We start from the raw sequence: 25563 nt of genomic DNA, 5'->3' as shown, positions 1-25563 counted from the left end.
CTCGTGGTTTTACAAATTATTTTTCAGTATTTCCTAGGTCCAGAAGGATGGGATTTGTTCCCGATTTATTCAGGACTAATTCTACTAGTGGGCTTATAGTTTTTTGTACAAAGATCGTGTTAGAAGAAATAGATGGATTAATACAAAAGAAAGCTGAAGAGATTTCAAAAAAGTAATAATACAGCTAATTGCTATGGAGGAAAAAGTAATTCGGCATTCATGGCACAGGTGTAATAGTAACGGGTTCGGTTGACGGGGAGGTATATTTCAAGACTGAAAAAAAATCTATTTAAAAGTAAAAACGCTCAATCTGAGCGTTTTTCAGCGTAATATTTTAATATCCTTTTTGAACTAAAGCACCTCGTTAGTTGAATAAGCAAAAGTCACTAAAACGTTTCAAAACATCATCAACTGTCATATCTGGAAGTAAATTTAACAAATGTTTTAATAAAAGCTCTGAGAACTTCACCTAGTTCATTCTTTTTACTAAGCCAAATATAGTGTTCAGCCCCTTTAATTTCGATATATCTAGAATTACTAATAAGTCTGGAAATCTGCCTAATTGACCAAGAAGGACGAATATCATTTTCTGCATAAATAAACAATGAGGGTATTTGAAGTTGTGAGATATCCTTTAGTAACAGTGGTTTTTTAATGAATGCTCTCCAAGAATTAATCAGCGAACGATGAACCATCACATTAGCCTCATACTCAAAATCTGGTTTCAATTCACCAATTTCTTCTTTTTTTCGATTATAGACATCCTTCCAGTCCCTATCATTTTGTACTCCAGTTCCCGATATGGATACATATCCTAAAATAGACTGAGGAAATACCAATGAGTAAGCTAAACCTAAATCAGCTCCCCAAGAGTGACCAATTACCACCCACTTTTTAAACCCGTACTCTTTACGAATTCTTTCCATATCTTCAAGACAAGATTCTAAATCATACCCGTTTCCATCGTAATCGGAACGACCACAACCTTTAGGATCAAACATTATAACCTCACAAATATCATCAATAAGAAAAGACAATGGTTCTAAATAATTACTAGATCCAGGTCCCCCACTTATTAAAATGACTGGAAGACTGCCTTTCCCTCTTTTTTCAGTCCATATCCTTCCATTATCAACTGTAATGTATTTTTCAACCACCAATATCACCCTTTGTTATCTGCTTTAAGAACTCTACTTAGATAAAAAGAACCCCTTCTTCAACTAAACTGCCCCTTTAGTTCAATAAGGAAAAATACTTTACTTCTTCTCTAAGTAAAGCACCCGTTAGCTTAAGAAGATTTCTTTAATTTACATTATTTTTATTGTCTATCTTGGTGGAAAACGTAGTCATCAAAACCATGAAAACAGGTAATAAACTCCATAAAAAGAATCCCCATTGGTGTGTGATTAAAGTTAATACTAAGAAGAAAGCAAGTGCTACAATTGAAATATAAACAGAACGCTTTTGGTATTTCTTCACCTTGAACACCCCTTTTTAAAAAACTTAAATATTACATATTCAATTTAACATCTCTTATTCCATTAACCCGCTTCGTTAGTTCAATAAAAGTGCCAACCCAGAATATTAGAAAATCACCCCTTCCACACAACATTTTACATATATTAAATTATTCAACAGAATCTTAAAAAAACCTTCTTATTCAACTAACCTGCCTCGTTAGTTTAATAAGAGCAAGGACGCTTTGTGCCCCGTAAATATAAAAAAATTAACCCATCCACATCGCCCAAACAAAAAATGAAAACAAAGAGATTGGCAGCCCTATTAAGGTAAATACAGTAATGCACGCAAGAAGATATACCCCTTTAAGTTTAAGGATTTTTAATACTAAAACAGGTGTAACTATATACAATGCAATACTAAGGAAAGTTACAATCGTAATAACTGTTTTTAATTCAATGGTTGGGTAACGGTTATTCAAATAATAAGATATATCTTGACCGTAAATCCCTAAAATAGTTGCAAATATAAGACTGATGATTGCACCGATAATCACCAAGGAATTATTAACCTTTACCTTCATATCCTCATTCCTTCCTTTTGAAAGCACTCCGCCAATATGAATTCATGTTAAACACCATTCTTCAACTAAACTGCCCCGTTAGTTCAATAAACAACAATTGCGCCCGTTTTGGAAAATAGGAAAGTTCATTAACCCTCTACAATTGCATAGTATTTCAAGATTTCCCCTTCTGATTCCACGAGTAAAATAGGACCTTCTTTTTCTATTGTTGAAAAAATCTTTGCACCAACAGGTAGCTTATTCGACATTTCATTTTCAAAGTTTGTATCTGTATCACTTCTTTTTTTGATTTCCCTACTTGCTCGCCTTTTGTTAAAGTTAGTTCTTCAACCCAATCAATTCCAGTCTTATAAATCACACCCTCGAACTGAAATATATCGGCTTCAGGGTCTAATGTTAAAATCTCTTTCGCATCAGGATTTCCAGTACTATGAACATCTAATTCACCTGTACCTGATGAATTAGAACATACAAAAGCAGTTAATATTATAAAAATAACCAAACTAAAAAATAGTCTTGTACTCTCACGATATCCCTCCTCATACCATTAGACCGATTAAGGCAAAATAAGTTACTGATTTATTCTAATAACCTTTTTCAATCGTTAGGATGCCTCACTTATCTTTGAATTTATCATTCCATCGATTAAAGATATCAATTAGAATATCGCCTTCTATTTTAGTAGTAAATTGTTTTAAAAAAGTCGTTGACATCTTGCTACTGGAGCTAAGATTATTAACGGGAGACTTTGGAGTTACGATGGAGGATGTTAAGAGGTTTTCGATTGTGTATCCTAGTAAAAAGGTTACTACGGCGTATCACTGAGGACATCCCATTCAAATTTTCAAAGAAGAAAATAATGCATTTCAATTTGCTTTGAATCATAACAATCACCTTTTAACATCGTTTGAGTCAGATCCAACTCAACTTCAGAATACGGAATTGGTAGATCAAGTAAAAAACCATCTGTTTCGATTGGGAGAATTCCATAACCATTATCATCGTAAAGAAAAACTCTTCTTCCCTATTTTAGAACGCTACGGACACGTTGTACCAACGAGAGCAGTATGGGAAAGGGATGACCAAATTCGCGTCCTATATCAAGGCTTAAAAGGACAGGTTGCTCAACTTCCCGATGTGATATTTTCACGAGTTCGAAAGAAATATGATGCATTTGAACAGGAATTCAAAGAAATGATTCTCTATGAGGAGGAAATCATATTACCAATCCTAGAAAAATTTAGCGAAAAAGATTGGATAGATATTAAAAACGAAAGTTATGCATTCGGCTATGCGTTAATTGAGGCTCCGAAAGAAAAATGGGTTCCTGAATCCGAAGAGTCAATTGTAGAAGCAAAATTACGTAATCAGACGGCAAGTGATGCAATTTTTAGTCAAACCTTTAAATTTGGCGGAGGTTACTTAACACCGGAAGAAGCAAATCTTATTTTGAACAGTTTGCCATTGGAAATCACATTTATTGATAAACAGGGATTGTTTAAATACTTTAATGAAATGACGGAAGCATCGGAAATGATGCTGGTACAACCCCAAGTTCGATTGGCCGTCATGTGGCCAATTGTCATCCACCCAAAAGCTTGCGGAAAGTGATGACAGTTATCCGCGATTTAAAAACAGGGATACGGACTTCTGAAAGCATGTGGTTCAAAAAGAAAGATCAGTACATTCACCTTACTTATAAAGCGATATTTAACAAAGAAGGGGAATTTTTAGGGTATTGGAATATGTCCAAGATATTCAGCATTTCTTCGAATTGCCAAGCAAGGTGAAAACAGGACTTAGTGAGATTGATTTTGAGTAATAAAAAACATCATGTCTGCCCTCGATGAAAGGGAGACATGATGTTTTTTAGGCTTTCAAATAATCGGCTATCTTTTCAATATCCGGTCCAAAAATCCGGTCTTCATTAATCGGAGCTACAATTTCCATAAGACCATCCAATTCCCTGCGTGTGTTAGGTGCCATTTTATCAACCCCGCGGTATACGCAGCCAGTCATTGCGCATAGTGCTTCGATAGCAAGGACGTTTCTTGCATTCTTTATAATCTGCCCCGCATGTCTTGAGCCGATTGTTCCCATTGATACATGATCCTCTTGGTTGCCTGAAGACGGAATTGAATCGACGGATGCAGGATGTGCCAATGTTTTATTTTCCGAAACAAGGCTTGCTGCCGAATATTGTAAAATCATGGCACCCGATTGCAAACCTGGTTGCGGGCTAAGGAACGGTGGCAATCCTTCATTTAATTGTGGATTTACGAGACGCTCAATGCGGCGTTCAGAAATATTCGCAAGTTCTGCCATGCCGATTTTCAGGAAATCCATTGCGAATGCAATTGGCTGTCCATGGAAGTTTCCACCGGACACTACGACGTCCCCGTCTTCAAAAATAAGTGGATTATCCGTTGCAGCATTCATTTCAATCTCTAATTTTTCTTTTACGTATGACAATACTTGCCAACTTGCCCCGTGAACTTGTGGGATGCAACGGATGGAATAGGCGTCCTGGACACGTTTTTCACCTTGAGTAGTCGTCAGTTCGCTTCCCTCTAACCAATTCAATACGCGGGCAGCAACATCTACTTGCTCCTTATAACCGCGCGCCTCATGGATAGCAGGATGGAAGGCATCCGTAATTCCGTGCAAAGCTTCCATTGTCATGGCGGCAATCCATTCGCTATCATACGCGAGTTTTTCCGCTTCCAAGTAATTCACTACGCCTTGAGCAGTCATCGCTTGTGTTCCGTTAATCAATGCGAGGCCCTCTTTTGCCTCAAGGATAATTGGGTTAATACCTAACTCCTTCCAAACCAATTCGGCGGGAATTTGTGCGCCATCTTGCCAAACGAACCCTTCTCCTAATAGGACTAAGGCCAAATGAGATAGCGGGGCAAGATCCCCAGAAGCTCCAAGCGATCCTTGCTGAGGGATAACCGAATGGATTCCATTATTTACCATAAATGCAAAACGCTCAAGCACTTCGACACGAATTCCGGAAAATCCTTTCAACAGCGCATTTAGACGTAAAACGATCATTGCCCGGGAAACTATTTCAGAAAATGGCTCCCCTACCCCGCATGCATGAGAGCGAATAAGGTGAAGCTGCAACGCTTTCGTATCCTTTTCATCAATCTTCACATCACTGAATTTACCGAAACCAGTATTGATACCGTATACAGTTTTGTCATTTTCTACAATTCTTTCAACCGCTTCCCTGCTCTTTTTCACGCGTTCCAATGCATCCGTATTTAATACCACTTTTTCCCTTTTATATAGAATTGCTTCCATCTGTTCGAGAGTAAGAGAAGCTCCTGTTAATTCGATCATACCAACCATCCTTCCGCCTCTAAAAATACGCTTACTATGTTCATCGTACACGAAAAGGAAACGAGTTTGTCGATTTTTACGAAATTTGTTCTATGGTAATGTGCTGTTGTTTTAGTGTGATGACGTGTTGAAAAATGGTGAAACTATATATTCCGGAAAGAGTTGCTTTGGACGCGAAAGAACATACTTTGGACGTGGACCGGTGAACTTTGGACGGAGGGGGACTCACTTTGGACGCTGACTGATAAAAAGGGGCCATCCAGACAACATCCTGGCAGGCCTCTATAAGTTATTTGATTTTGATTTTTACGTCTCCTTTAATATAGGAAGGATACGCGTGCAAAGGAAATGTCAAAGGGTTTTTAAATTCCACGTCTGGAAGCTCCAGTCCAAAGTAATTAACATCGTCAGAGCCGGGACGATAGGTTCCGGACATCTGAGAAAGCGCTTTGCCTTCTGCGTCATAAAAAGTTGAAAACGGATCATGATAGTACCCTTTTCCGCCTTTCAGTTCAATTTCCAAATGCGAGCCATGGATTTTTAAGTTACTGAATCTCTTATCATTCGGTTGTTTCAAAATTTCTTTTGTTTCAGTGTCGATGATCAATTCAGCTTCGTCTTTATCCATCGCCATCAGCTTGTTGAACTGGAGGTAAAGATGCTCGGTATCTCTGAAATAATTACTTTGCAAGAAGTAGCTAATAACAGCGGAATCCTCACTCCAGCTTGCCGTTGATCCGTTTTTGATAGCACTCCATACTTCACCTTTTTCATCCAAAATGCGCAAGTCTTCGAATCCGAAAATTTTCTTTGTATTCTTCGCATCATATTCTACTTCGACAGCTGTTTTTATAGGTCCAATCGTTATTGAGTGGATGTGGATTTTTTGTCCATCGACGACAACCGTTTTGTTAACCGCATAATGTTCTTTTTTAACGGGCTTCAATTCCACTTTGAATGGAATTTGTATTGTATCTATTACCTGTTCACCGTTAAACTCCCCAGTAATTTCATATTCCAAAATCATTTCTTCGGTCGGTACTGGACTCTCAAATTTTATCTCAGTCGTATTGGTCGCTAACAAGTCATTTTTTTGATTCCACACCGTACTAAAGAATTGCCCATTTGGAATCTCTTTCCCATTGCTATCCAGTATCCGATATCCACTTAGATAACTCTTAGGGTACTTTTTATTATTTTCGATTTTGGAAAAGACGATTAAACTCGTTTCATCGGTAATAATGCCTTCGAGTGTCACTTTCATGCTGTCTGTTTCGCCGGTCGTTCCGATCATTTGGTAATGCTCATTTTCAATTGCCATTTGAATCCCTTTATTATCTTGAATTAGTTCAATGATCCCTGACAGTCCGGGGATTGACGACAGAGCATTTGCAAAGGCGGGTGATACTCGGATAGATGTGACAAAAGCGAGAATGAGAACCGCGGCGATAGCTGTAGACCATATACTACGTTTCATGAAGCCACGTTTTTTGTTTGTATGATTCCGTTTAGCTGCTTCAAACCCGATTTGTATAGCTTGATCTAATCGATCAGCAGGGACTTCCCTTTTCTCAACTTCCTCTTTCCACTTCTTCAATTTTCTTTCCTCTTCCATCAAGTTGATTCCCCTCCTTCCCATCAAAAAATGTACGCAATAATTTGACCGCCTTGTATAATCTTGTTTTCACGGTTCCCTCCGGAGTTGACGTCATATCGGCAATGTCTTTTATTTTAATGTCATGCAAATATTTGAGATGCACTAATTGCCGATCTTTTTCCGATAAATGACTAAGCGCCTCTTCCACTTCCATATAAGTGAAGTCATCGCTGATTCCTTTTAATTCGCCGATGCTTTCATCGAACACATAACGTTTCCTTTTTTGAAGGACGTCATGGCAATGGTTCATCATGATCCGGATAAGCCATGTCTTAGCATATTCAGGCATACGTAAAGTTTTTATTTTTTCATAGGCACGATATGTCACTTCTTGTACCGCTTCAAGCGTATCTTCTTCATTTTTCAAGTAGGCGAGCGCTGTTCGATATAGCGACTCTTTATGAATGGAGATTAATTGTAAAAACGCTCATCATCCCCATGTATTGCTTTTTCAGCAAGTTCTATCTCTGTCAATTCCCCACCTCCAATTGCCCTCTATACATTAGACCCTTAAACACAAAAAAAGTTTTCATACCCAAGAGTCCAACCCATTTCTTTTATTGTGACATAGGATATGGGGAAGTGCGTGAAAGGAGAGAAATAATGACGAATAGTCACGAAGATGAGTTATGGTACCCAAAATTACCTGAAGGATATACGGGAGGGGCACAAGATATGAATGGATATGGAATGGACGGATGGATGCCTGGAGCTGGAATGCCGAATTATGGAATGGGCGGAATGCCAGGGATGGGAATGCCCAATTATGGAATGGGCGGAATGCCAGGGATGGGGATGCCGAGTTATGGAATGGGCGGAATGACAGAGATGGGGATGCCGAGTTATGGAATGGGCGGAATGCCAGAGATGGGGATGCCGAGTTATGGAATGGGCGGAATGCCAGGGATGGGGATGCCGAGTTACGGTAATGAGTGGAGTCAAGGAAACAGCAGCGCATTTCAGCCAATGCCAGGATTTCCAGGTGGCGGGTTTCCTGGAGGTGGATTGCCTGGAGGTGGATTGCCTGGAGGTGGATTCCCTGGGGGTGGATTCCCTGGAGGTGGATTCCCTGGAGGCGGATTCCCTGGAGGCGGATTCCCGGGGCAAGGTGGAGGGCATCAGCAATCACCAACTTCACCACCGCCGGGCCATACACCGGCCTACCCAAGTGCATCGCTTTTAAGGGTTGACCCAGGTGCAATTAGAGGCTGCCTATTTAGATATACGTATGTATGGACGTCCAGAAGAAATGGTTTCTGGTATTACCCAACATTCGTAGGTCGTACTTCGGTCGCGGGATACCGTTGGAGCCCAAGCCGAAGAAGATGGGAATTCTTTGGAATTGACTTAAATCGTATCGATCAGTTTACTTGTTTTTGATGAATGAAAAAGGAATCCTTTCTAATGAAGGATTCCTTTTTCTTTTTATTTCACCCGAATGCCACGTCTAAGATCATCATGACTGCAAAACCGATCATTAGGCAAATTGAAGCGAGGTCTTTATTCCCGTTTTCCTGAGAACCTGGAATGACCTCTTCGACTACGACAAAGATCATCGCTCCAGCTGCAAAACTTAGGGCAAATGGAAGTAGTGGTTGCATCGTTGTAACGGCTAAGACGCCTATCACAGCTGAAAAAGGCTCAACCGCGCCTGACAACTGTCCATAGAAAAAGCTTTTCCTGCGAGACATACCATCCCTGCGAAGCGGCATGGATACTGCTGTCCCTTCCGGAAGGTTTTGGATTCCAATGCCGACAGCCAATGCGATTGCCGCAGCGATTGTAGCCGATGGCATTCCGGCCGCCACTGCACCGAAGGCAACTCCGACCGCAAGCCCTTCGGGAATATTATGAAGCGTAATAGCAAAGACAAGAAGCGTGCTACGTCTTCTGCCTGCGGGATTTATCCCCTCTGCATCTTTCATGGAAGAGCCTGGGTGTAAGTGCGGAATAATCGCATCCGCCAGCCATAGAAATAGGCCGCCCAATAAAAAACCAGCTGTTGCCGGAAACCAGGATGGAAATGGTCCATTTTCCGCCATTTCAATCGAAGGTGAAAGCAATGACCAAAAACTTGCTGCGATCATGACACCGCCTGCAAAGCCTAACATCCCATCCATAAACTTTTGATTGACTTTCTTTGTTGTAAACACCAAGGCTGCCCCGATAGCGGTCATTCCCCAGGTGAATAAGGTGGCAATTATTGCCTGTTTAATTGGACTAAGTCCTATAAAATAATCTATCATCATGATTCTCCTTATTTCTACAAGGTTCTATATATTATAGCTATTATATGTGTGATGTTTCCCTTGTGCAATATTTTAATCAAAAAATAAAATATTGCAGTGGAATGAATGGGAAGTTTTTGGGCGGGAACGAGAACTATCTTGGCGTAAGGAGAACTCTTTGGGAGAGAATGAGAACACTCTTGACGAAAAGGAGAACTCTTTGGGAGAGATTGAGAACACTCTTGACGAAAAGGAGAATTCTTTGGGAGAGAACGAGAACTCTTTTGGCGTTAATGAGAACTTATCGCATAAGAACGAGAACTCTCTTGACGAAAAGGAGAACTCACCACGGTCGGAGTTTCAGTTCACAAAATTAAAACCGCGTATTTACATCCCAAATATTATTTCTCCAAAACGTTCCATGGTATTATTAAGAAATGAACGTTTCATAGAGAATGATCCTTAAGGAGTGAAGTATTTTGGATAAAAAAGAGAGACAACTCTTTAATTACTATTACAATAAATTTGCAGAAAGACACTTTGACGAAAAGGACGTCTTGAGCTTTTTATTATTTGTAAAAAATGATGTACAAGATAATAAAGTGATGAAGGAACTTGGAGATTTTATCGTACATAGGGAAAATAATACGGGGTATATCAAAGAGTTTTTCGAGGACTGCAAGGAGATCATTAACAATCTTGGAAAAGGAAAGCCTAAAAAGATTGAAACGATGTTCTCTTTTAAAGAGATACGAAACGGTTTCAACAATTTATTCATCGAACATGGGTTAGAAAAGCTATCACATGATGTCATTAACGATCTTCTTTTATGCATTATTTCGTTGCTTCAAAACGTTAAATTGGTATCAGGAAGCTTACAGAAAGAAGTAGGTCATCTAAGTTTTGCGGCATCCAGCAAGGAATTATTTTTAATGGGCAATATGAAGGTCTTGCATAAAGGACGTTTCATACCAGTGACATTCCCTGTTTTGTCAGTGAAAAACATGTATGAGAAAGTCAAACCGCAAGACGAGAAAGACACCCCGTATCTATTTGATGACCAAATTATTGATGTTATCAACAGTGATGGAGAAATGATAATCACATTTCCTACATTATAATACCGTTAGGGAGCCAATTTGATTGGCTTCCTTTTTGTTTGTAAAGGTACCTGTGCACGACACATTTATGACAATTCTATATAATGTATAAAAATACTTAAAGTTGACATGCAAACGGCATAAAATCAGTCTTTCCATTTCTTTTTTATACACTTTCAGTGAATTTTCTTGATTGTGTTTGGCACAGGTACCTTAACATCGGTACCTTAACATCAGCATGTATACATTCGGTAGAATATGAGGGAATTCTCTATATTTGTCGGGAGTCAGGCATGCATTAATGGTAGACTGAATATACAAAATAAATGCGAGTTTGCTATATGGGAGGTGAAACGTTGAAAATCGTTATTGCGGGTGGCACCGGTTTTATTGGGAATAAATTAATAGACTTATTTCTACAGGAAGGCCATGAAGTGATTGTTCTAACGAGGAAAGTAAGACCCTCATCAAACAATTTGTCATATGTAGTTTGGCTTGAAGACAATACAAGTCCTGAAAAGGAAATTGGAAATGCCGATGTGTTCATTAACTTGGCTGGCGTTTCGATAAATGACGGAAGATGGACGGAGAAACATCAAAAGCAGATCTATGACAGCAGGATGGTCGCGACATATGAGCTGCTGAGGATCATTTCCGAAATGCCTCAGAAACCATCCGTATTTATAAACGCCAGTGCAATTGGCATTTACCCTGTATCTCTCAATAATGTGTATACGGAAGATTCGACTGACATGCCTGATGACTTTTTAGGCAGAACAGTTCATGATTGGGAGAAAAAGGCGAAGCGCGCAGAGGAATTCGGGATACGCACGGTCTTCATGAGATTCGGAGTCGTGTTAGGAAATGACGGCGGCGCACTGCCTCTCATGGCATTGCCGTATAAACTATTTGCGGGCGGGACGGTTGGATCGGGAAAACAGTGGGTTTCATGGATACATGTCGTTGATGTGGTCCGCGCGATTTTGTTCGCGGTTAGAAGTGAACGGTTGCGAGGTCCCGTAAATGTCACAGCCCCCTTCCCTCTAAGAATGAAAGAATTCGGCAAAACGATTGGCAGCGTATTAGGCCGGCCACATTGGATTCCCGCACCATCAATCGCTATGAGAATGGCATTGGGACAAAAGAGCAAATTGGTCCTTGAAGGTCAAAAAGTATTGCCGAAAGTGTTACTTGAAAAGGGATTTGATTTTGAATTTCCAAAGTTAGAGTCAGCTTTGAGGGATTTATTGACGTAAAATTGTAAAGTACCTGTGAAGGGGGAACGCCCCCTTCTTCTTTTCATACTGAAAGAAACCACCAAAAATCAGAAAGTCTTCGTCATAAAAACCTGCGATACTGGCGTGTTTTCGAAACCGTTTGAAACCAAAAATGAAACTACACGGCCATCCCCTTTTAGGAAGTTGTAAGTTGTACGGGTAATCGGTTGATCATATTCCAATGCGTGAGCAAGAAGTTTGTTGAAAGCATCTTCATTCCCATTTTCCTTTACCTGAAACAACGTAATGCCTTCCGCTTCATTCCCAAACACAGATTTCTTACGGATCAAACAAGCAGCCTGCACAGCTCCATTCTTTGTAATCAATACAGCTTCCCCACCTATTTTCGGTGTGCCACTGACATCGGTTTGCCAAGGGACAATGCCAGGAAATAAATCTGAGCCAATAGCTTGAGCCGATGGAATTCTTATCATTTCATAACCGTCAAGGCTTGGTAACTGGCTGTTTACAACACCGTTTGAACGTAAAAAGAGCAATTCATCCTCTATTTTGTAGCCACACTTTTCATACAAAGAAATGGCTGGCTTATTTTCAGAAAGCGCTTCTAAAGTCGCTATAGAAACATCACATTCGTTTAGACGTTTTTCCGCTTCCTCCATTAAGGGGTAACCAAGCCCCCTCCCCTGTATTCCGGGATAATGCCCGTTCCACCATTCCAGGAAATCTTTTGACCATCCACTTCTCTTATTCCTTGAAGCACGAAGCCGATTGGGTCCGCTCCGTCATATGCAACGACGGATAACGCCGGAGATAAGCCATCATTACCAAAACGGCCTACGAATGTATCCAAAGATAAATTCATTGGCATTATATATCCTTCAAACCCACGATTAAACAGGTCATGCGCTTTTTCAAAGCTTAACGAAGAAATCAATTTATACGAGATGTTCATGGCTTCCCCAGATTTTTTTATTTTCAAAACGAAGTTAAACATACCGGCTTTGTAGTAGGCATAAACCACCGATCCAACTGTTTTGCCGGCCAATTATTCACTTCCACTTTTCCATATTGGACTAACTGCTCCATGCTGACACAGCCCATCCACCAGGAACTTAAATCTGAAACAGCAATGCTCAAGTCAACGTCTTCAATAGAATCGAAGGATTTTTCAATGCTCCAAGTATCTTCACTGAATGTTAACTGGTACCTACCGTTTTGCTCCTGAATAAACGAATCCTTGAGAAATATGGAAATGGTTACAGGGCTTTCAGGTCGATTCAATGAATTAAAGTTAGTTTGTTGTACAAATGACTCGATTGAGCTAATTCTATACATGATTCCCGTACCAACAGTTCCGATTTCATGATACACACTTGGAATCAAACGATTGCTATCGTTTCGAGGATCATCAAAATGATAGATAAGTGATTCATCATGCGTCCGAACATACACACGATCCACTTGATCCTGTTGTGAATGAATCCAAGTACACATATCGACGAAAGCACTTGGCTTCGTCCATACCCATTCAAGGATATTCATATCATGGTGAAGAAAATGACTATCTTTCACAGGTTGCAACGTATATGCAAGTGCACCAACTAATGCATCCCCTTCATACACTCCTGCATAATGGGAAACTTTTTTCTTAATTACGTTTCGTTCATGCCAAGTCCGCTCCATCATTCCATGATGCATAGATACAAATTCATTGTAGACAGCAACAATCTTTTCTTCTTCGGCCGCAGACAACATGACCACTTTTTTTCGATCACCACTGTTTGGGAAACTTGCAGGCTTCAATTTATATTGGTAGCGAGTTGGTCCATATCCGTATCCCATCTTTTGATAAAAAGAAGTATTAAAAGGGTATAACGATACAATCCCGACATTTTCTTGCCTTGCAAGCTCGTGAAAATGTTGCAACAACTGTTTCGCTATACCTTCTTTCTTATGGAAAAAATGAACCGCTACCATGCCAATTCCCCAAATACGAACAATTTCTCCGTTAACATTCCCATTAAGTTTATGAAGTTTGTATAACCCTAACAACTCATTTTGTTCATTAAATAACCCGTAGAATTTCAAGTTATTTTGAGATTCAATTTCGATAGTAAGACGCTCAATAAATGCTTTCTGAGCTTCCTCACCCGATAGTTGCATCCCTGGATAAGCCATTGCCACGAGAGAAGCCGCTTGTTCTAAATCACTTTTAGTTAATAAACGAATCACATACATCCCCCTTCTAAAATTATAAATCTTAGAATTGTGCGAGTAAACAGCTTTAGCTAAAGAGTCGGGTTAGTTGAAGAAACACGTTTTAGCAAATCTGGTCAAATTGTTGAATAACACCGGAATAACGCCGGGGGAAGAAATACAGATGCTTATTAATCACTCCTCATAAATTTGTCCCTATTGAACAAAATATATTACGGGACCAGTGCTACTTAGAACATAGCACTTCACCATAAAAAAACGAGGGAGTGAAATTAAGTGACTGATTTTAACAAACGCAAACCTAACGATAACGATACTGGCAAGGCAGCAGGAACAGGTGTAGGTGCATTTACTGGGGATACTATGGCTACTGCTCTTGATCCATTTGGTACTGCTGCTGTTTCTGATTCTGACAAAGCGCCGGACAACAAGGCGAGGGAAGGTAACGTCGATGACAATAAAGATGGCCCCAAAACCAGAGATAAATATTAAGTAAAGTCATCCTTTAACCGTGGATCATGGTATGTGCAACGGACTTCCTAAATGGGAGTCCGTTTGTAAAGGTATCTGTGCATGACACATTTATGACAATTCGAAGAAATGCATAAAAATACCCGATGTAACTATAGCGTTATTGTCATTTCGGGATTTCCATTTCTTCCTTATGCATTTTCGTTGAATTTTCTCTATTGTGTATTACACAGGCACCTTTACAAATTGTATAAAAATACCCGATGCAGCTATGAAGTCATTGCTACATCGGGATTTACATTTCTATTTTCATTCAATGCACTGTTCAGCAATCAATTGATATGATTTATGCTTATCTTTCGGAGAATAAGTAATGGTAACGATCATGATTTCATCTGCAAGCACACGGGATTTGATCTCCATAAGTTTGCTTTTCACTTTTTCCGGATTCCCGATAATCATTTTACTTTTCGCTCTTTCAATTGACTCCTGATCACCCATGTTTAATTGAAATTCTTTTGCTTTTTCGATAGAAGGAACACCTTGTTTCCCTTCGCCATTCTCTCTTTGCAGGCCCCAAACAATAGAGCTTAAAGCAATGTCTTCTGCTTCTTGTGTAGTTTCTGCGCAAATTACTGTTAAGGTCATAATGACATAAGGTTTCTGGCCATTTTTTCTAGGTTGAAATGAATCACGATAGTGTTGAATGATTTCTTCACCGTTATCATCGCTCATAAATTGTCCGAAGCAATAGGCTAAACCATTTTCCGCTGCAAAACTTGCACTTTTTTTACTGGTCCCTAACATCCAAAGTTCAGGACTAATTTCCGGCAATGGAGAAGCCTGTAATATGGCGTCTTCATTATCTACGTATTTAATTAATTCCTTTACTAAATCAGGCATTTTATAAACATGTTGTAAATAATTGTCGGATAATGCATTTGATGCTTCAGCCGGGCCGCCCGGTGCCCTCCGATCCCCACATCAATCCGATTTGGAAAGAGGATGGATAACAAGTTATACGTTTCTGCTACTTTATACGGTTTATAATAGGGCAATAACACAGCTCCGGAGCCAATTCGTATACGTTTTGTATTTGCACCTATATACCCTAACATCACTTCCGGTACGGAACACGCAAGTCCCGGCAATGCATGATGTTCAGCAATCCAATAACGTGAATATCCGAGTGTATCCCCGAGCCGTGCTAAATTCATGGATTCTTGAAGTGCCTCTTGGGCAGTTTGATTTGTCGATATAGGAGATTGATCTAAAATGCTTAATTTCATAATATGAACCTCTCCTTTTTTAGTTCTCCACTTCTTTTAATGTTAGTTTATATTCACCAACATTTCCTTTTTCATATAAATTTGTTATGGATGTTGAATATTGTTGGATCGTTCCACGGAATTCAATCTGTTTCTCTGGCACCTTAACATCAAATGTTCCTTTATAAAGGAGTGTTGTAATATCATGATACTCTTCATTTGTCACATTAAAAGTTACTGAAATCCAGATTTTATTTTCTTTCTTTTTCTTTTCAAAATGTGAAATTTTGATTATCGTATCATTTAGTCGAATTTCCTGAACCACTTCATCAAACTCCTTTAATCCATAAACGCGCCCACTCTATGAATTTCGATTGATTCATTTAATTTCACGGTACCATTCAAAGAATTACCCCTGAAAAACTCCCTTTTAATACTTCTATCCCTTCCTGGTTTGTGCATATAAAGAACGTACTTATAGACGTTCGGTTTTTATTTTCCTGCCATTCGTATTCCTCGATTTCCACTTCACACTTGATTGTATCACCTGTAAATACAGGTCTTAAAAACTCAAAATTCATCGTCCGGGCTAACACGTTTGCATCTCCACCAATTTTCGTCGGTAACGTTGCTGTAAGTAGCCCTTGGATTACAAGTCTTCCTTGTTCATCCGGGGTAATGTGATGTTCCCCTTCATCACAGGAAACTTCCGTGAATAATTCAACATCCCTCACTGTAAAAGTACGTTCAAACGTGATGATATCCCCTATTTTTAATGACATATATCTCCCCCCTATTCAAGGCCGTCGTTCCTCGAAAAGAACTCAAACAATAAATTCCAAAGGTCCGATGATTGTAATAATTATAACGCAAGTTGTCACAATTGCCATAACTCAAAAAGAGCAACCCGCTTACCTTCAAAAGGTATTTCGGGTTGCTCTTTTCATATTTAATGCGGCAGAAATGCCAATTGATAAAAGAATAGAACTGCGAACACATATACCAGAGGATGGACGACACGCCATTTCCCTGTTACAACCTTCAAGATCGGATAAGAGATGAATCCTAACGCAATCCCTGTTGCAATACTTGACGTAAGCGGCATGCTTAAAATGATCAAAAATGCAGGGAAAGCTTCATCGATTTCATCCCATTTAATCCTCGCAATGGCCCCCATCATTAAACTACCTACGATAATCAATGCAGGTGCGGTAATTGATGATAAACCTGAAACCGCACTAACAAGTGGTCCGAAAAACGCTGCAACGATGAAAAGAATCGCGACAGTCACCGTAGTGAGCCCAGTTCGCCCTCCTGCAGCAACACCTGCTGAAGATTCAATATAAGCGCTTGTAGGAGTCGTTCCGAACATAGAACCAGCAGTAGCTGCCACAGAGTCTGCAAGGAGTGCTTGTCGAGCTCTCGGCATTTTATTATTCTTCATTAACCCTGCTTGCTGTGCAACACCGATCATCGTTCCAGTCGTATCAAAAATCGTCACCATTAGGAATGAAAAGACGACCGGGAACAGCATATGTTGCCATACATCCGTGAAGGCAGTGAATGGATTGGAAATAATGAGCCCTTCCGGAAGTGACGGCATTTGAACGAACCCTTGGTCGAACGAAAGATGTCCTGTGAAAAAGGCGACCACTGCCGTAATGATCATTCCAAGGAACAATGCCCCGTGCACCCTCAATGCCATCAGAATAAGCGTTACAGTAAGTCCAAGCAAAGCAAAAAGCACAGTTGGTGAATGAAGATCGCCTAACGCAACAAGATTGGATGGATGAGCTACGATCATTCCAGCTTGTCTCATTCCTATAAAGGCGATAAACAAGCCAATCCCAGCGGTAATACCATGCTTTAAGTTCTCAGGAATGGCTTCTATCAATACTTTCCTAAAAGGAGTCAACGATAAAATAACAAAAATGAGACCCGCCACGAAAACTGCTGAGAACGCTGTTTGATATGTAAGTCCATTCGTTCCGACGACAGAATACGCAAAATACGCATTCATGCCCATTCCCGGCGCAATCGCAATCGGATAGTTAGCAGCAAGTGCCATCCATAAAGTCCCGATGACAGTTGCGATAATTGTCGCAGTGAACACCTGATCGAATGGGACACCAGCGTCTTTTAATATGATTGGGTTGACAATCACTATATAGACCATCGTAAAAAAGGTCGTGAAGCCTGCAAGGACTTCCGTTTTTACAGTTGTATTGTTTTCTTGTAATTTAAACACAGAGAAACTCCCCCAAAGACGAACATTATTTAATTACATTCATATATTATTCGTTTTTGAAGGATTTGGCAAGTGTTTTATTTGAAAAGGTAAAAAGACTGTAGCAAACATAAAATGTTTGCCTACAGTCTATTTTTTATTAACTCCAACTTTGGAGTTCTGTTACCCTTCTCTTTTTAGATGTAAGAAATCACTAACTACCTTTACAAATTCATCTCTTGGATACTTCTTATATAAGTCGCTTGCTAATCGAATCGGGTCGCCAAAAAAGTATCTCTCATATTGGGTTTGCCTTGTTCCAAATGAACTCATTGTCAGATCCCAAGCTAAACGAAATATTTGTACTCGTTCCTCCGCTGTCTTCGTTGCCCCTTTAAGATAAGAATTTAGGTCCTTTCTAATACTAGAATGAAATGATTTTTCGGTTGGCAATGCAATCATTCCACTCGCTCCAAGCAGCTGGATAATTTCAGTAAAACGAGGGTAGATTTTAGGAAAGATGTTACCAGCAACTTGAAGCGGGAAAATTTCTGGCCTCATAAACCCCCATTCATCTAATTCCGCGTTATTCTCCGCTTTCTCCAATAAGGCTTTCATCGTTTCTAAACCAATGATGATTTCCGACATCTTTTCTTGGATATGTTGATATCCGCTAATATTAATCGTTTCGATAAGAAGTTCAGCAATCCCTAAGATGAACTCTGTTTTTACAATTTGTCTAGTCAACACTTGGTGCTTAGCAAAAGGATGGAACGAGCTTTGAATAGGGAATTCTTCGGCTACCTCCGCATTGTTGTAATAAAATACCCTGCTCCAAGGTACCAATACATTGTCAAAGACAACGATAGAATCCATTTCTTCAAACCGCGAGCTTAATGGATGATCAAAAGAAGATTGGCCTCCGATGAATGTATCCCGACAAATAAACTTTATTCCTTTCGTGTTAGAGGGGATAGAAAAAGCAAAAGCTTCATCTTCATTAAATAGAAATTTACCTACACTAAATACTAAAACTTCATCTGTTAGCCCCCCTTGCGTAGCTAGAAGGCGGGCGCCTTTAACGAAAATTCCTTCTTCATTTGTAGCAACAATTTTTGCAGCGATTGGCTCATCGGTATTTTCAATGTAAATTTGAGAACGGTTCACTTGCGGCGAAATAAATGTATGTGTAAACGACAAGTCATTTTCCCTGGCAAATTCATAAAAAGCTTGTAGATTATTTGGAAAACAATTTTCCTTATTTTTTAAAAAGGGTACTGAAGAAGCAAAGCTCGTCAAAACTGTGTTCAAATAATCTGGACTTCTTCCCATGGTACCCATTGAATACTTAGCCCAATGTTCAGTCATTTTTCTTCTTCTAATTAAGTCCTCTTTTGTTTTCGGCTGCAAATAGGAAAGACCAATCATTTCTCCTGAAACTGGAGAGATGAATGTCATTTCATCTTTTATTTCCGGGTCATGCTGCAAGTCATAAAGAGCCGCTTTCGACTGAATAAGTCCCTTAAAGGCAGGATATTCAGAGAGCGGCCCCTCAATTTTTTCACCGTCATACCAAATTTCATTATTTAGCAGATTTAATCGGGTAATATAGTCATTTCCATTAATAGCGCCCATGTTTCACTCCCCAATGTTAATCGATATGTAATAAGAAGTGTTCGATCATAGAATTACTGTATGTGAAGTGAGCATGCTAATATTCCTTCTTTGACGAATGGCCAACCATGAGAAGTTCAATGACCTTTTCTTCAATTAGACAAGGTCCAAAATAGGAGGGTTGCCCATAGACTAAGAGTGGAGGTGAAAAAAGAGTGAATCAAAGTTCCATGCAGACTTCTACGAGTACAGAAGTCTTAAATGAAATATTAAAAGCGATCGATGGTGAGTACACTGCAATTGCCTGCTATGAGTTATTAGCGAACCAAGCTCCAAATGACGAGATGAAAAAACGCATTCTTGAAATCAGAAATGATGAAATTAGACACTACACAACCTTTTGGTATCTTTATATTTCGTTAACAGGTAAGCAACCTTCTCCCAAAATGACAAGACAATGTCCTTCCGATTTCAAAAGCGGAGTTCTGCTGCATTCAAAGATGAACAAGAAACCGTTGACTTCTATCACGAAGTCGCGAGAAGTACCGATAACCCAATTGTTAGACGCTTTTACACATGCCTCAGCCGATCAACAAAATCATGCGGTTTGGTTTTTATACTTTCTGAATAACCTGTAATACCGATAGCTAGCCGAATTTCATGTCGACTAGCTTTTTTCTTAATTCTTTAATGGAAAAAGCATGCAAGGAGTCCTCTTTTGATTTTTGATAGTCCGAAATAAATAAAAAATGAAAGTCGACAACTGTTGTTTAGTCGACTTTCATTTTTTTGTCTCTTTATATTTCTCTTCTATTATTACTTTTTAGACCTAACCGCTAACGGCGCATTTCGCATAATCGGATATGTGATTAACAATGCAATCAGACTAATCGTAACCACAAAAAAGAATATCGCTGAGTCACTCAGATCCTGGGCAACTACCCATTTCCAAAATGAAAAGTTGATCAGTCCGCTGTATTGCAAAAGCGTACTGACGATTATCAATACAGTCATCCAAATGACACTTCTTTTCAAACCGAGTCGATGATAGATTGCATAAAACAGAAAAGCGAAGGAGAAAAGAAAAATTCCTACCATGAAATCCATTAAAAAATAGGATAGAAAAGTATACTCCCGATGTAAAAAGGTTCCTGGATGCAGGATGTGAGCCGCTACATTCCATCTCTCATAAAATGTTAAGAGAATCCATTGAAAGACATTTAAAATAAAGGTGACAACAAGGACACTTGCCAACCCTATTGCATAAAACGTTTTCAGCAAATTGGTCCTTGTACTTCCCATTCCGATTGCGACAGGGAAAATGGTTTTGAAGCTATTCACGGCAAACAGCATAATGAAAAAATAGGTTGGTCCTGAGATAGCAGCGATCACCTCTTCACCTAAGTTAAAGAAATATCCAACGGTTAACCAGACTAATAATATAGGGATTGTAATATACAAAATCAGCAGCTGTGCGAAGGCAAATCGTGCATCTTCATAAACAATCCTGAATGTCCCGCTGTTTATGTTCATTGGGCCACCTCAATTCGTTTTTCTGTTCGATTTACTAAATAATCATGCAGGGAGGCTGGTTCAATCGTTAGACCATTGGCCATTGCAAAATGCTTCCATTCACTCGTAAACGGCTCATCAAGCATGACTTTCATTTTCGTACCTATTACTTGTTGCTCCAACACAGTATGCGACTGGATAATCGTTGAAAAAGCATCCTTCTCCCCGCTTAACCATATGCCTTTTTCCCGCATCGTTTCCATTGGTTCATGGAAGAGAACGTTGCCATCATGAATCACGACCAGCGCTTCACATAGCGTTTGAATTTCTTCGATATTATGTGAGGATAATAAAATAAGCCTTGGATTCTCTTCATAACTATCCAATAATACTTTGTTAAATTTCTTTTGCATCGCAATATCTAACCCGTTTGTAGGTTCGTCAAGTATCGTGATATCTGCATTGCTGGCCATACCGATGATGAATTGCAGCGCCGATTTCATACCTTTAGATAGCCCAGACACATGTTTCTTTTCATTCAAATTAAAAATGGATAACAGCTTTTTCGCAAAATCCATATCAAAATTCGGATTGTAATAATTACCAAAACGTAATGCATCTTTTACTTTCCACATCTTACTGAATGGATGATCTTCTTGCATATAACATAGATGATTATTTGTTCGATCATCGTTATAAGGGGTAAATCCTTGTATATTGATCTCACCCTGATTTGGTTTTAAATGGCCGGCTAACAACTTCATGAGGGTTGTTTTCCCAGAACCGTTCCGCCCCCAAAGTCCAACGATGACTTTCTCATGCTCTATCAAAGAAAAGTCATGCAATACGTCGGTTGTATGATATCTGAAATGAACTTGATTGACTTCTATCATGATTGTGCCTCCTTTTCAATTAATTGGATGATTTTTGGACATCCATCCCCAAGCGAGCCCCTTCCTCTAACAAAGGGGTTATATAATTCTGTCGAAATTGTTTCTGGCGTTCCTCTACTATTTTCTGATAAGCTCCTTCACTTACAAACATACCGATACCTCTTTGTTTATAAATAAAAGCATCATCCACTAAAGTTTGAAGCCCTTTTCTCACGGTTGCACGATTAATAGTGTAAAAGCTGGATAATTCATTTTCAGAGGGCAATTGTTCTCCTTCTTTTATATGACCTTCCACGATTTCATTTAATATAATTTGTGCAATTTGTAGAAAAAGTGGTTGATTTTCATCTAATGATGGCTTCAACGTTTCACCTCCAGATTCATCGGCATGGTTACTTGTATACTCGACTATACAAGTATATTATATGTCAATCTTGTTGTAAAGATACACAAAAATAGCCCTGTGAATTCGATTGAATTCACAGGGCCATTTTTCTTTCTCCACATATCTTCGACTCATAACCATAACGAAAGCCTTCTAAAATTTCTCCAATCCCTCTCCTTGCCCATCTATAACCCCCCTTACCTTAGCCGTCCAATTCACCATGAAGATGCCGATGAATATACATACACCGCCAAGTAATACGTTCCACTTCATCGTTTCATCCAAAAATAACGACCCTGTAAGAACGCCGAAAAATGGGGCTAAAAAACAAGAATGCACTTGTTTTGCCAGGGTCGCCTTTTTGGAGAAGGTAAAACCACACTGCAAATTGTACAATGGAAGCCATTAATGCCAGCCATAAAAGAATAGTGATCGATATGGCGTTAATTTGAAACGAAGGCTTCTCCAATAGAAAACTTCCGACGAACAGAATCAGACCACCAATCAACATTTGATAAGCCGTTAAAATCCACGTATTGATTTGAGGCCCCCACTTTTTAATCAGCAGCGTGCCAATAGCCCATGAAATGGCTGACAGTATACCAAAAAGAGTTCCTATTTGAACGTCCATTTGCGCGCCTAAAGTAATGAATACGCCTACAAAACCCAAAATAACACCGGTCCATTGCCGCCAATTATACGTCATTTTCATGAAAAACGTTCCAAATATGACAACCAAAAGTGGGTTCGTAAATGTTAATATAGATGATTGCCCCGCTGTGATTGTTCGCAAACTGACGAAAATACATCCCATGACACATGCTGTTTGAAAGAAACCGATCAGCGCTATTTTTATCCAATCCGACAACTGCTTAGGATGAACGATTCTTAAAGATTTCACAATAACCGCCATAATGACCCCTGCTATAAGGAACCGTAGTGCAACCAACATGATTGGTGTAGCATATATCAATCCGATCTTTCCGATTGTAAAGGCTGAGCCCATTAAAGATGTTGTTAAGATGACAAAAAATCCAAAAAGCCACTTATTCATAAGGGCAGTCTCCTTCGTCCCTCATTGCTGAAAATTGGTAAAGTTCTTAAATCGAGTATAACACTTTAGGCCGTCTGAAGTCCCGCACTCAAATTATCGGTCGCTCACCGTTAACGAGAAGATACTCAATTTCTTTAATTTCTAGTCCGAAACCTCAATAACAATGTATACTTTTAGAAAGGAGAAGTGATGTTGTCATGTGTTTGATTAATTTCCATGTCCATGATCATCCGATCTACCACTTGGTCGTGGCTGCGAACCGGGACGAGTTTTACGAGCGACCGACTGCACCGGCGCATTTTTGGGTGGATAAGCCTGATTTATTGGCGGGCAGGGACTTATCGCAAAAAGGAACATGGCTCGGCATTACTAAATATGGACGATTTGCTGCACTGACCAATTATAGAGATCCTTCTGAACAGAAGAAGGACGTTCGGTCTCGCGGTGAAATCGTGACTGATTTTCTCGAATCCGATATAACAGCCGCTGAGTTTCTGAAATCTTTACAACAGAAGCGTTCGGAGTATGCGGGTTTCAACGTGATTGCCGGTACTGCGGATGAGTTGTTTTATTACTCGAATATCGAAAATGATGTGAAGAAGATATCACCTGGGACACATGGGTTGTGCAATCATTTTCTCGACACGCCATGGCCGAAAGTCGTAAAAGGGAAAGCGAATCTACGGAAGCTTGTTGAACAAAATCGTGTAATTCAACCTAATGAACTGTTTGATTTACTGCAAGATGCCGAGCCGTTTCCGGAAGAGCAACTTCCAAATACGGGGGTCGGTGAACAACTGGAACGGGTGCTATCTCCCTATTCATCAAATCCGAAGGGTATGGCACTCGCTCCTCAACAGTCCTGCTCATTGATCATGAAAATAACATCACTTTCGTCGAACGGACGTATCGAGAAGGAGAATTCGTGGAAGACCGTACGTTCAAGTTTTAAATAGACCTTTGCAGGGAAAGAATGGACCCTTGCGAGAAAGAATGGACCCTGACAGGGAAAGAATGGGCCCTTGCGAGAAAGAATGGACCCTTGCGGTGAATGAATGAGCTCTTACCGCAAATAAACGATCCCTCCGAATAATAAAAGATTTCGCGGTATAAGGTAGTTTTTTTTAGGAATGTATCAGTGCATTAGGCTATAAAAAGTGATACTATTTGATGAGCAAAGGATTTTCCATGCAACAGGAGGATACAAAATGAGTAACGAAGATAATTTTTGGCTTGATCTACCGAAGCCGTTTTTCATATTAGCACCAATGGAAGATGTCACAGACGTCGTGTTCCGTCACGTCATCAGTGAAGCAGGACGACCTGATGTATTTTTCACCGAGTTTACGAATACAGAAAGCTATTACCATCCTAACGGAAGAGAAAGTGTTCGCGGCCGTTTGATGTTCACAGAGGATGAACAGCCAATTGTCGCTCATATTTGGGGCGATAAACCTGAGTACTATAAACAGATGAGCATCGATATGAAAAAACTTGGTTTCCGCGGCATCGATCTCAATATGGGCTGCCCGGTACAAAACGTAGCGGCAAACGGAAAAGGTGCCGGATTAATTCGACGCCCCGAAGTTGCAGCTGAAATCATCCAAGCTGCTAAAGCAGGTGGATTGCCGGTTAGTGTCAAAACAAGGCTCGGCTATATTGAAATCGACGAATGGCGCGATTGGTTACGACATATCTTGGAGCAAGACATTGCAAACCTGTCCATTCACCTTCGCACAAGAAAAGAAATGAGCAAAGTGGATGCACACTGGGAACTGATTCCTGAAATTAAAAAGTTACGGGATGAAGTCGCTCCAAATACTTTGTTAACGATCAACGGCGATATCCCTGACCGTGCAACAGGGTTAAAATTAGTGGAGCAATACGGCGTTGACGGTGTCATGATCGGCCGTGGCGTTTTCACAAATCCTTTTGCTTTTGAAAAAGAACCAAAGGAACATAGTGTGAAAGAATATCTCGATTTACTGCTATTGCAATTGGACTTGCATGATAAATATTCAACTGAAGCAGAACCACGTCCATTCAAACCACTTCTACGCTTCTTTAAAATCTATATTCGTGGATTTAGAGGCGCTGCTGAGTTGAGAAACGATTTGATGAATACGAAAACGACGGATGAGGTCCGACGCATGTTGAAGGAAGTTATGGAGAAGGAACTGGATTTAAATTGATCATAAAAAAGAGGTTGAAAAATGAGTTCATTTTTCAACCTCTTTTACTTTTTCTTTGTAAAGGTACCTGTGCACGACGCATTTATGACAATTCAACACATTGTATAAAAACATCTGA

27 protein-coding genes and 3 pseudogenes are annotated in these 25563 nt (G+C 39.7%); 10 read left to right on the top strand and 20 right to left on the bottom strand.

Annotated features, from left to right (window positions below; all coding sequences use genetic code 11):
* Window positions 1-407: 407 nt before the first annotated feature.
* The 4 genes from QNH10_RS09540 to QNH10_RS09525 form a co-directional block, all read right to left on the bottom strand.
* Window positions 408-1157 carry an alpha/beta fold hydrolase gene (locus tag QNH10_RS09540; RefSeq protein ID WP_283734411.1) on the bottom strand — a complete coding sequence of 250 codons (750 nt, stop codon included), beginning with the start codon at window positions 1155-1157 and terminating at the stop codon, window positions 408-410.
* Window positions 1158-1302: 145 nt separating this feature from the next.
* Entirely contained in the window at window positions 1303-1479 is a 177-nt protein-coding gene (locus tag QNH10_RS09535; protein ID WP_283734410.1) for a hypothetical protein, read from the bottom strand.
* A 247-nt stretch (window positions 1480-1726) separates the two neighbouring features.
* Window positions 1727-2041, bottom strand: a complete 315-nt coding sequence (locus QNH10_RS09530) for a hypothetical protein (RefSeq protein ID WP_283734409.1) — start codon at window positions 2039-2041, stop codon at window positions 1727-1729.
* Window positions 2042-2243: 202 nt separating this feature from the next.
* The gene (locus tag QNH10_RS09525) at window positions 2244-2543 is read right to left on the bottom strand and encodes a hypothetical protein (protein ID WP_283734408.1); all 300 of its coding nucleotides are present in this window, start codon (window positions 2541-2543) and stop codon (window positions 2244-2246) included.
* A gap of 374 nt (window positions 2544-2917) precedes the next feature.
* Here QNH10_RS09525 and QNH10_RS09520 point away from each other — a divergent pair, with 374 nt between their 5' ends.
* Together QNH10_RS09520 and QNH10_RS21125 are read left to right on the top strand one after the other, a co-directional pair.
* A complete protein-coding gene (locus tag QNH10_RS09520; RefSeq protein WP_283734407.1) occupies window positions 2918-3652 on the top strand; it encodes a hemerythrin domain-containing protein in 735 nt (244 codons plus the stop codon).
* A complete protein-coding gene (locus tag QNH10_RS21125) occupies window positions 3613-3831 on the top strand; it encodes a PAS domain-containing protein (RefSeq protein ID WP_430541103.1) in 219 nt (72 codons plus the stop codon). The genes QNH10_RS09520 and QNH10_RS21125 overlap by 40 nt, the downstream gene beginning before the upstream one ends.
* A gap of 79 nt (window positions 3832-3910) precedes the next feature.
* Here the strand turns inward: QNH10_RS21125 and hutH are convergent, their stop codons facing one another.
* The 3 genes from hutH to QNH10_RS09505 form a co-directional block, all read right to left on the bottom strand.
* Window positions 3911-5389, bottom strand: coding sequence for a histidine ammonia-lyase (gene hutH / locus QNH10_RS09515; protein WP_283734406.1), 1479 nt, complete (start codon window positions 5387-5389; stop codon window positions 3911-3913).
* Between the two features lie 289 nt (window positions 5390-5678).
* Window positions 5679-7004, bottom strand: coding sequence for a DUF4179 domain-containing protein (locus QNH10_RS09510; RefSeq protein WP_283734405.1), 1326 nt, complete (start codon window positions 7002-7004; stop codon window positions 5679-5681).
* The gene (locus QNH10_RS09505) at window positions 6961-7413 is read right to left on the bottom strand and encodes a sigma-70 family RNA polymerase sigma factor (RefSeq protein ID WP_283734404.1); all 453 of its coding nucleotides are present in this window, start codon (window positions 7411-7413) and stop codon (window positions 6961-6963) included. The genes QNH10_RS09510 and QNH10_RS09505 overlap by 44 nt, the downstream gene beginning before the upstream one ends.
* A 236-nt stretch (window positions 7414-7649) precedes the next feature.
* On the opposite strand from QNH10_RS09505, the gene QNH10_RS09500 reads away from it, so the two are divergent.
* Window positions 7650-8426: a hypothetical protein gene (locus tag QNH10_RS09500; RefSeq protein ID WP_283734403.1), complete on the top strand. Its 777-nt coding sequence runs from the start codon at window positions 7650-7652 to the stop codon at window positions 8424-8426.
* A gap of 50 nt (window positions 8427-8476) precedes the next feature.
* Here QNH10_RS09500 and QNH10_RS09495 read toward each other — a convergent pair whose 3' ends face one another.
* Entirely contained in the window at window positions 8477-9292 is an 816-nt protein-coding gene (locus tag QNH10_RS09495; RefSeq protein WP_283734605.1) for a ZIP family metal transporter, read from the bottom strand.
* 160 nt (window positions 9293-9452) lie between these two features.
* Between QNH10_RS09495 and QNH10_RS09490 the strand changes: the two genes are divergently transcribed.
* The 3 genes from QNH10_RS09490 to QNH10_RS09480 all read left to right on the top strand — a co-directional run bounded on the left by QNH10_RS09490 (window position 9453) and on the right by QNH10_RS09480 (window position 11630).
* Entirely contained in the window at window positions 9453-9740 is a 288-nt protein-coding gene (locus QNH10_RS09490) for a hypothetical protein (RefSeq protein ID WP_283734402.1), read from the top strand.
* A 13-nt stretch (window positions 9741-9753) separates the two neighbouring features.
* The gene (locus QNH10_RS09485; protein ID WP_283734401.1) at window positions 9754-10395 is read left to right on the top strand and encodes a hypothetical protein; all 642 of its coding nucleotides are present in this window, start codon (window positions 9754-9756) and stop codon (window positions 10393-10395) included.
* Between the two features lie 335 nt (window positions 10396-10730).
* The gene (locus QNH10_RS09480; protein WP_283734400.1) at window positions 10731-11630 is read left to right on the top strand and encodes a TIGR01777 family oxidoreductase; all 900 of its coding nucleotides are present in this window, start codon (window positions 10731-10733) and stop codon (window positions 11628-11630) included.
* Between the two features lie 68 nt (window positions 11631-11698).
* Here QNH10_RS09480 and QNH10_RS09475 read toward each other — a convergent pair whose 3' ends face one another.
* From QNH10_RS09475 to QNH10_RS09465, 3 genes are read right to left on the bottom strand one after another with little or no spacing between them, the layout of a single operon-like run.
* Window positions 11699-12271: a GNAT family N-acetyltransferase gene (locus QNH10_RS09475; protein WP_283734399.1), complete on the bottom strand. Its 573-nt coding sequence runs from the start codon at window positions 12269-12271 to the stop codon at window positions 11699-11701.
* Window positions 12271-12564, bottom strand: coding sequence for a hypothetical protein (locus QNH10_RS09470; RefSeq protein WP_283734398.1), 294 nt, complete (start codon window positions 12562-12564; stop codon window positions 12271-12273). Before QNH10_RS09470 ends, QNH10_RS09475 begins: the two co-directional genes overlap by 1 nt.
* A gap of 23 nt (window positions 12565-12587) precedes the next feature.
* Window positions 12588-13844: a GNAT family N-acetyltransferase gene (locus tag QNH10_RS09465; RefSeq protein WP_283734397.1), complete on the bottom strand. Its 1257-nt coding sequence runs from the start codon at window positions 13842-13844 to the stop codon at window positions 12588-12590.
* A gap of 261 nt (window positions 13845-14105) precedes the next feature.
* Here QNH10_RS09465 and QNH10_RS09460 point away from each other — a divergent pair, with 261 nt between their 5' ends.
* A complete protein-coding gene (locus QNH10_RS09460) occupies window positions 14106-14321 on the top strand; it encodes a hypothetical protein (RefSeq protein WP_283734396.1) in 216 nt (71 codons plus the stop codon).
* 288 nt (window positions 14322-14609) lie between these two features.
* Here QNH10_RS09460 and QNH10_RS09455 read toward each other — a convergent pair.
* The 5 genes and pseudogenes from QNH10_RS09455 to hpaB all read right to left on the bottom strand — a co-directional run bounded on the left by QNH10_RS09455 (window position 14610) and on the right by hpaB (window position 19430).
* Window positions 14610-15589: pseudogene (locus QNH10_RS09455) on the bottom strand (LLM class flavin-dependent oxidoreductase).
* Window positions 15590-15608: 19 nt separating this feature from the next.
* Window positions 15609-15893 carry a DUF3219 family protein gene (locus tag QNH10_RS09450; RefSeq protein ID WP_283734395.1) on the bottom strand — a complete coding sequence of 95 codons (285 nt, stop codon included), beginning with the start codon at window positions 15891-15893 and terminating at the stop codon, window positions 15609-15611.
* Between the two features lie 76 nt (window positions 15894-15969).
* Window positions 15970-16350: a hotdog family protein gene (locus QNH10_RS09445; protein ID WP_283734394.1), complete on the bottom strand. Its 381-nt coding sequence runs from the start codon at window positions 16348-16350 to the stop codon at window positions 15970-15972.
* Window positions 16351-16517: 167 nt separating this feature from the next.
* Window positions 16518-17816, bottom strand: coding sequence for an NCS2 family permease (locus tag QNH10_RS09440; RefSeq protein WP_283734393.1), 1299 nt, complete (start codon window positions 17814-17816; stop codon window positions 16518-16520).
* A 162-nt stretch (window positions 17817-17978) separates the two neighbouring features.
* Window positions 17979-19430, bottom strand: a complete 1452-nt coding sequence (gene hpaB, locus QNH10_RS09435; RefSeq protein WP_283734392.1) for a 4-hydroxyphenylacetate 3-monooxygenase, oxygenase component — start codon at window positions 19428-19430, stop codon at window positions 17979-17981.
* Window positions 19431-19639: 209 nt separating this feature from the next.
* Here hpaB and QNH10_RS09430 point away from each other — a divergent pair.
* Window positions 19640-20047, top strand: a pseudogene (locus QNH10_RS09430) (ferritin-like domain-containing protein).
* A 178-nt stretch (window positions 20048-20225) separates the two neighbouring features.
* On the opposite strand, the gene QNH10_RS09425 reads toward QNH10_RS09430, so the two are convergent.
* From QNH10_RS09425 to QNH10_RS09410, 4 genes and pseudogenes are all read right to left on the bottom strand, one after another.
* Window positions 20226-20942 carry a hypothetical protein gene (locus QNH10_RS09425; RefSeq protein WP_283734391.1) on the bottom strand — a complete coding sequence of 239 codons (717 nt, stop codon included), beginning with the start codon at window positions 20940-20942 and terminating at the stop codon, window positions 20226-20228.
* On the bottom strand, window positions 20939-21814 hold the full coding sequence (locus QNH10_RS09420; protein ID WP_283734390.1) for an ATP-binding cassette domain-containing protein: 876 nt from the start codon (window positions 21812-21814) through the stop codon (window positions 20939-20941). Before QNH10_RS09420 ends, QNH10_RS09425 begins: the two co-directional genes overlap by 4 nt.
* A gap of 19 nt (window positions 21815-21833) precedes the next feature.
* Window positions 21834-22178 carry a GntR family transcriptional regulator gene (locus QNH10_RS09415; RefSeq protein ID WP_283734389.1) on the bottom strand — a complete coding sequence of 115 codons (345 nt, stop codon included), beginning with the start codon at window positions 22176-22178 and terminating at the stop codon, window positions 21834-21836.
* A 174-nt stretch (window positions 22179-22352) separates the two neighbouring features.
* Window positions 22353-23253, bottom strand: a pseudogene (locus QNH10_RS09410) (DMT family transporter).
* 197 nt (window positions 23254-23450) lie between these two features.
* Between QNH10_RS09410 and QNH10_RS09405 the strand changes: the two are divergent.
* Together QNH10_RS09405 and QNH10_RS09400 are read left to right on the top strand one after the other, a co-directional pair.
* A complete protein-coding gene (locus tag QNH10_RS09405) occupies window positions 23451-24209 on the top strand; it encodes an NRDE family protein (RefSeq protein ID WP_430541102.1) in 759 nt (252 codons plus the stop codon).
* Between the two features lie 252 nt (window positions 24210-24461).
* Window positions 24462-25445: a tRNA dihydrouridine synthase gene (locus QNH10_RS09400; RefSeq protein WP_283734388.1), complete on the top strand. Its 984-nt coding sequence runs from the start codon at window positions 24462-24464 to the stop codon at window positions 25443-25445.
* Window positions 25446-25563: the final 118 nt, after the last annotated feature.

Origin of the sequence: Sporosarcina thermotolerans, from assembly GCF_030067815.1 — a bacterium.
In the GTDB taxonomy this organism is placed as follows: domain Bacteria; phylum Bacillota; class Bacilli; order Bacillales_A; family Planococcaceae; genus Sporosarcina; species Sporosarcina thermotolerans.
Note: the sequence above shows the minus strand (reverse complement) of the source record. Positions and strands in the feature narration are given on the sequence as shown.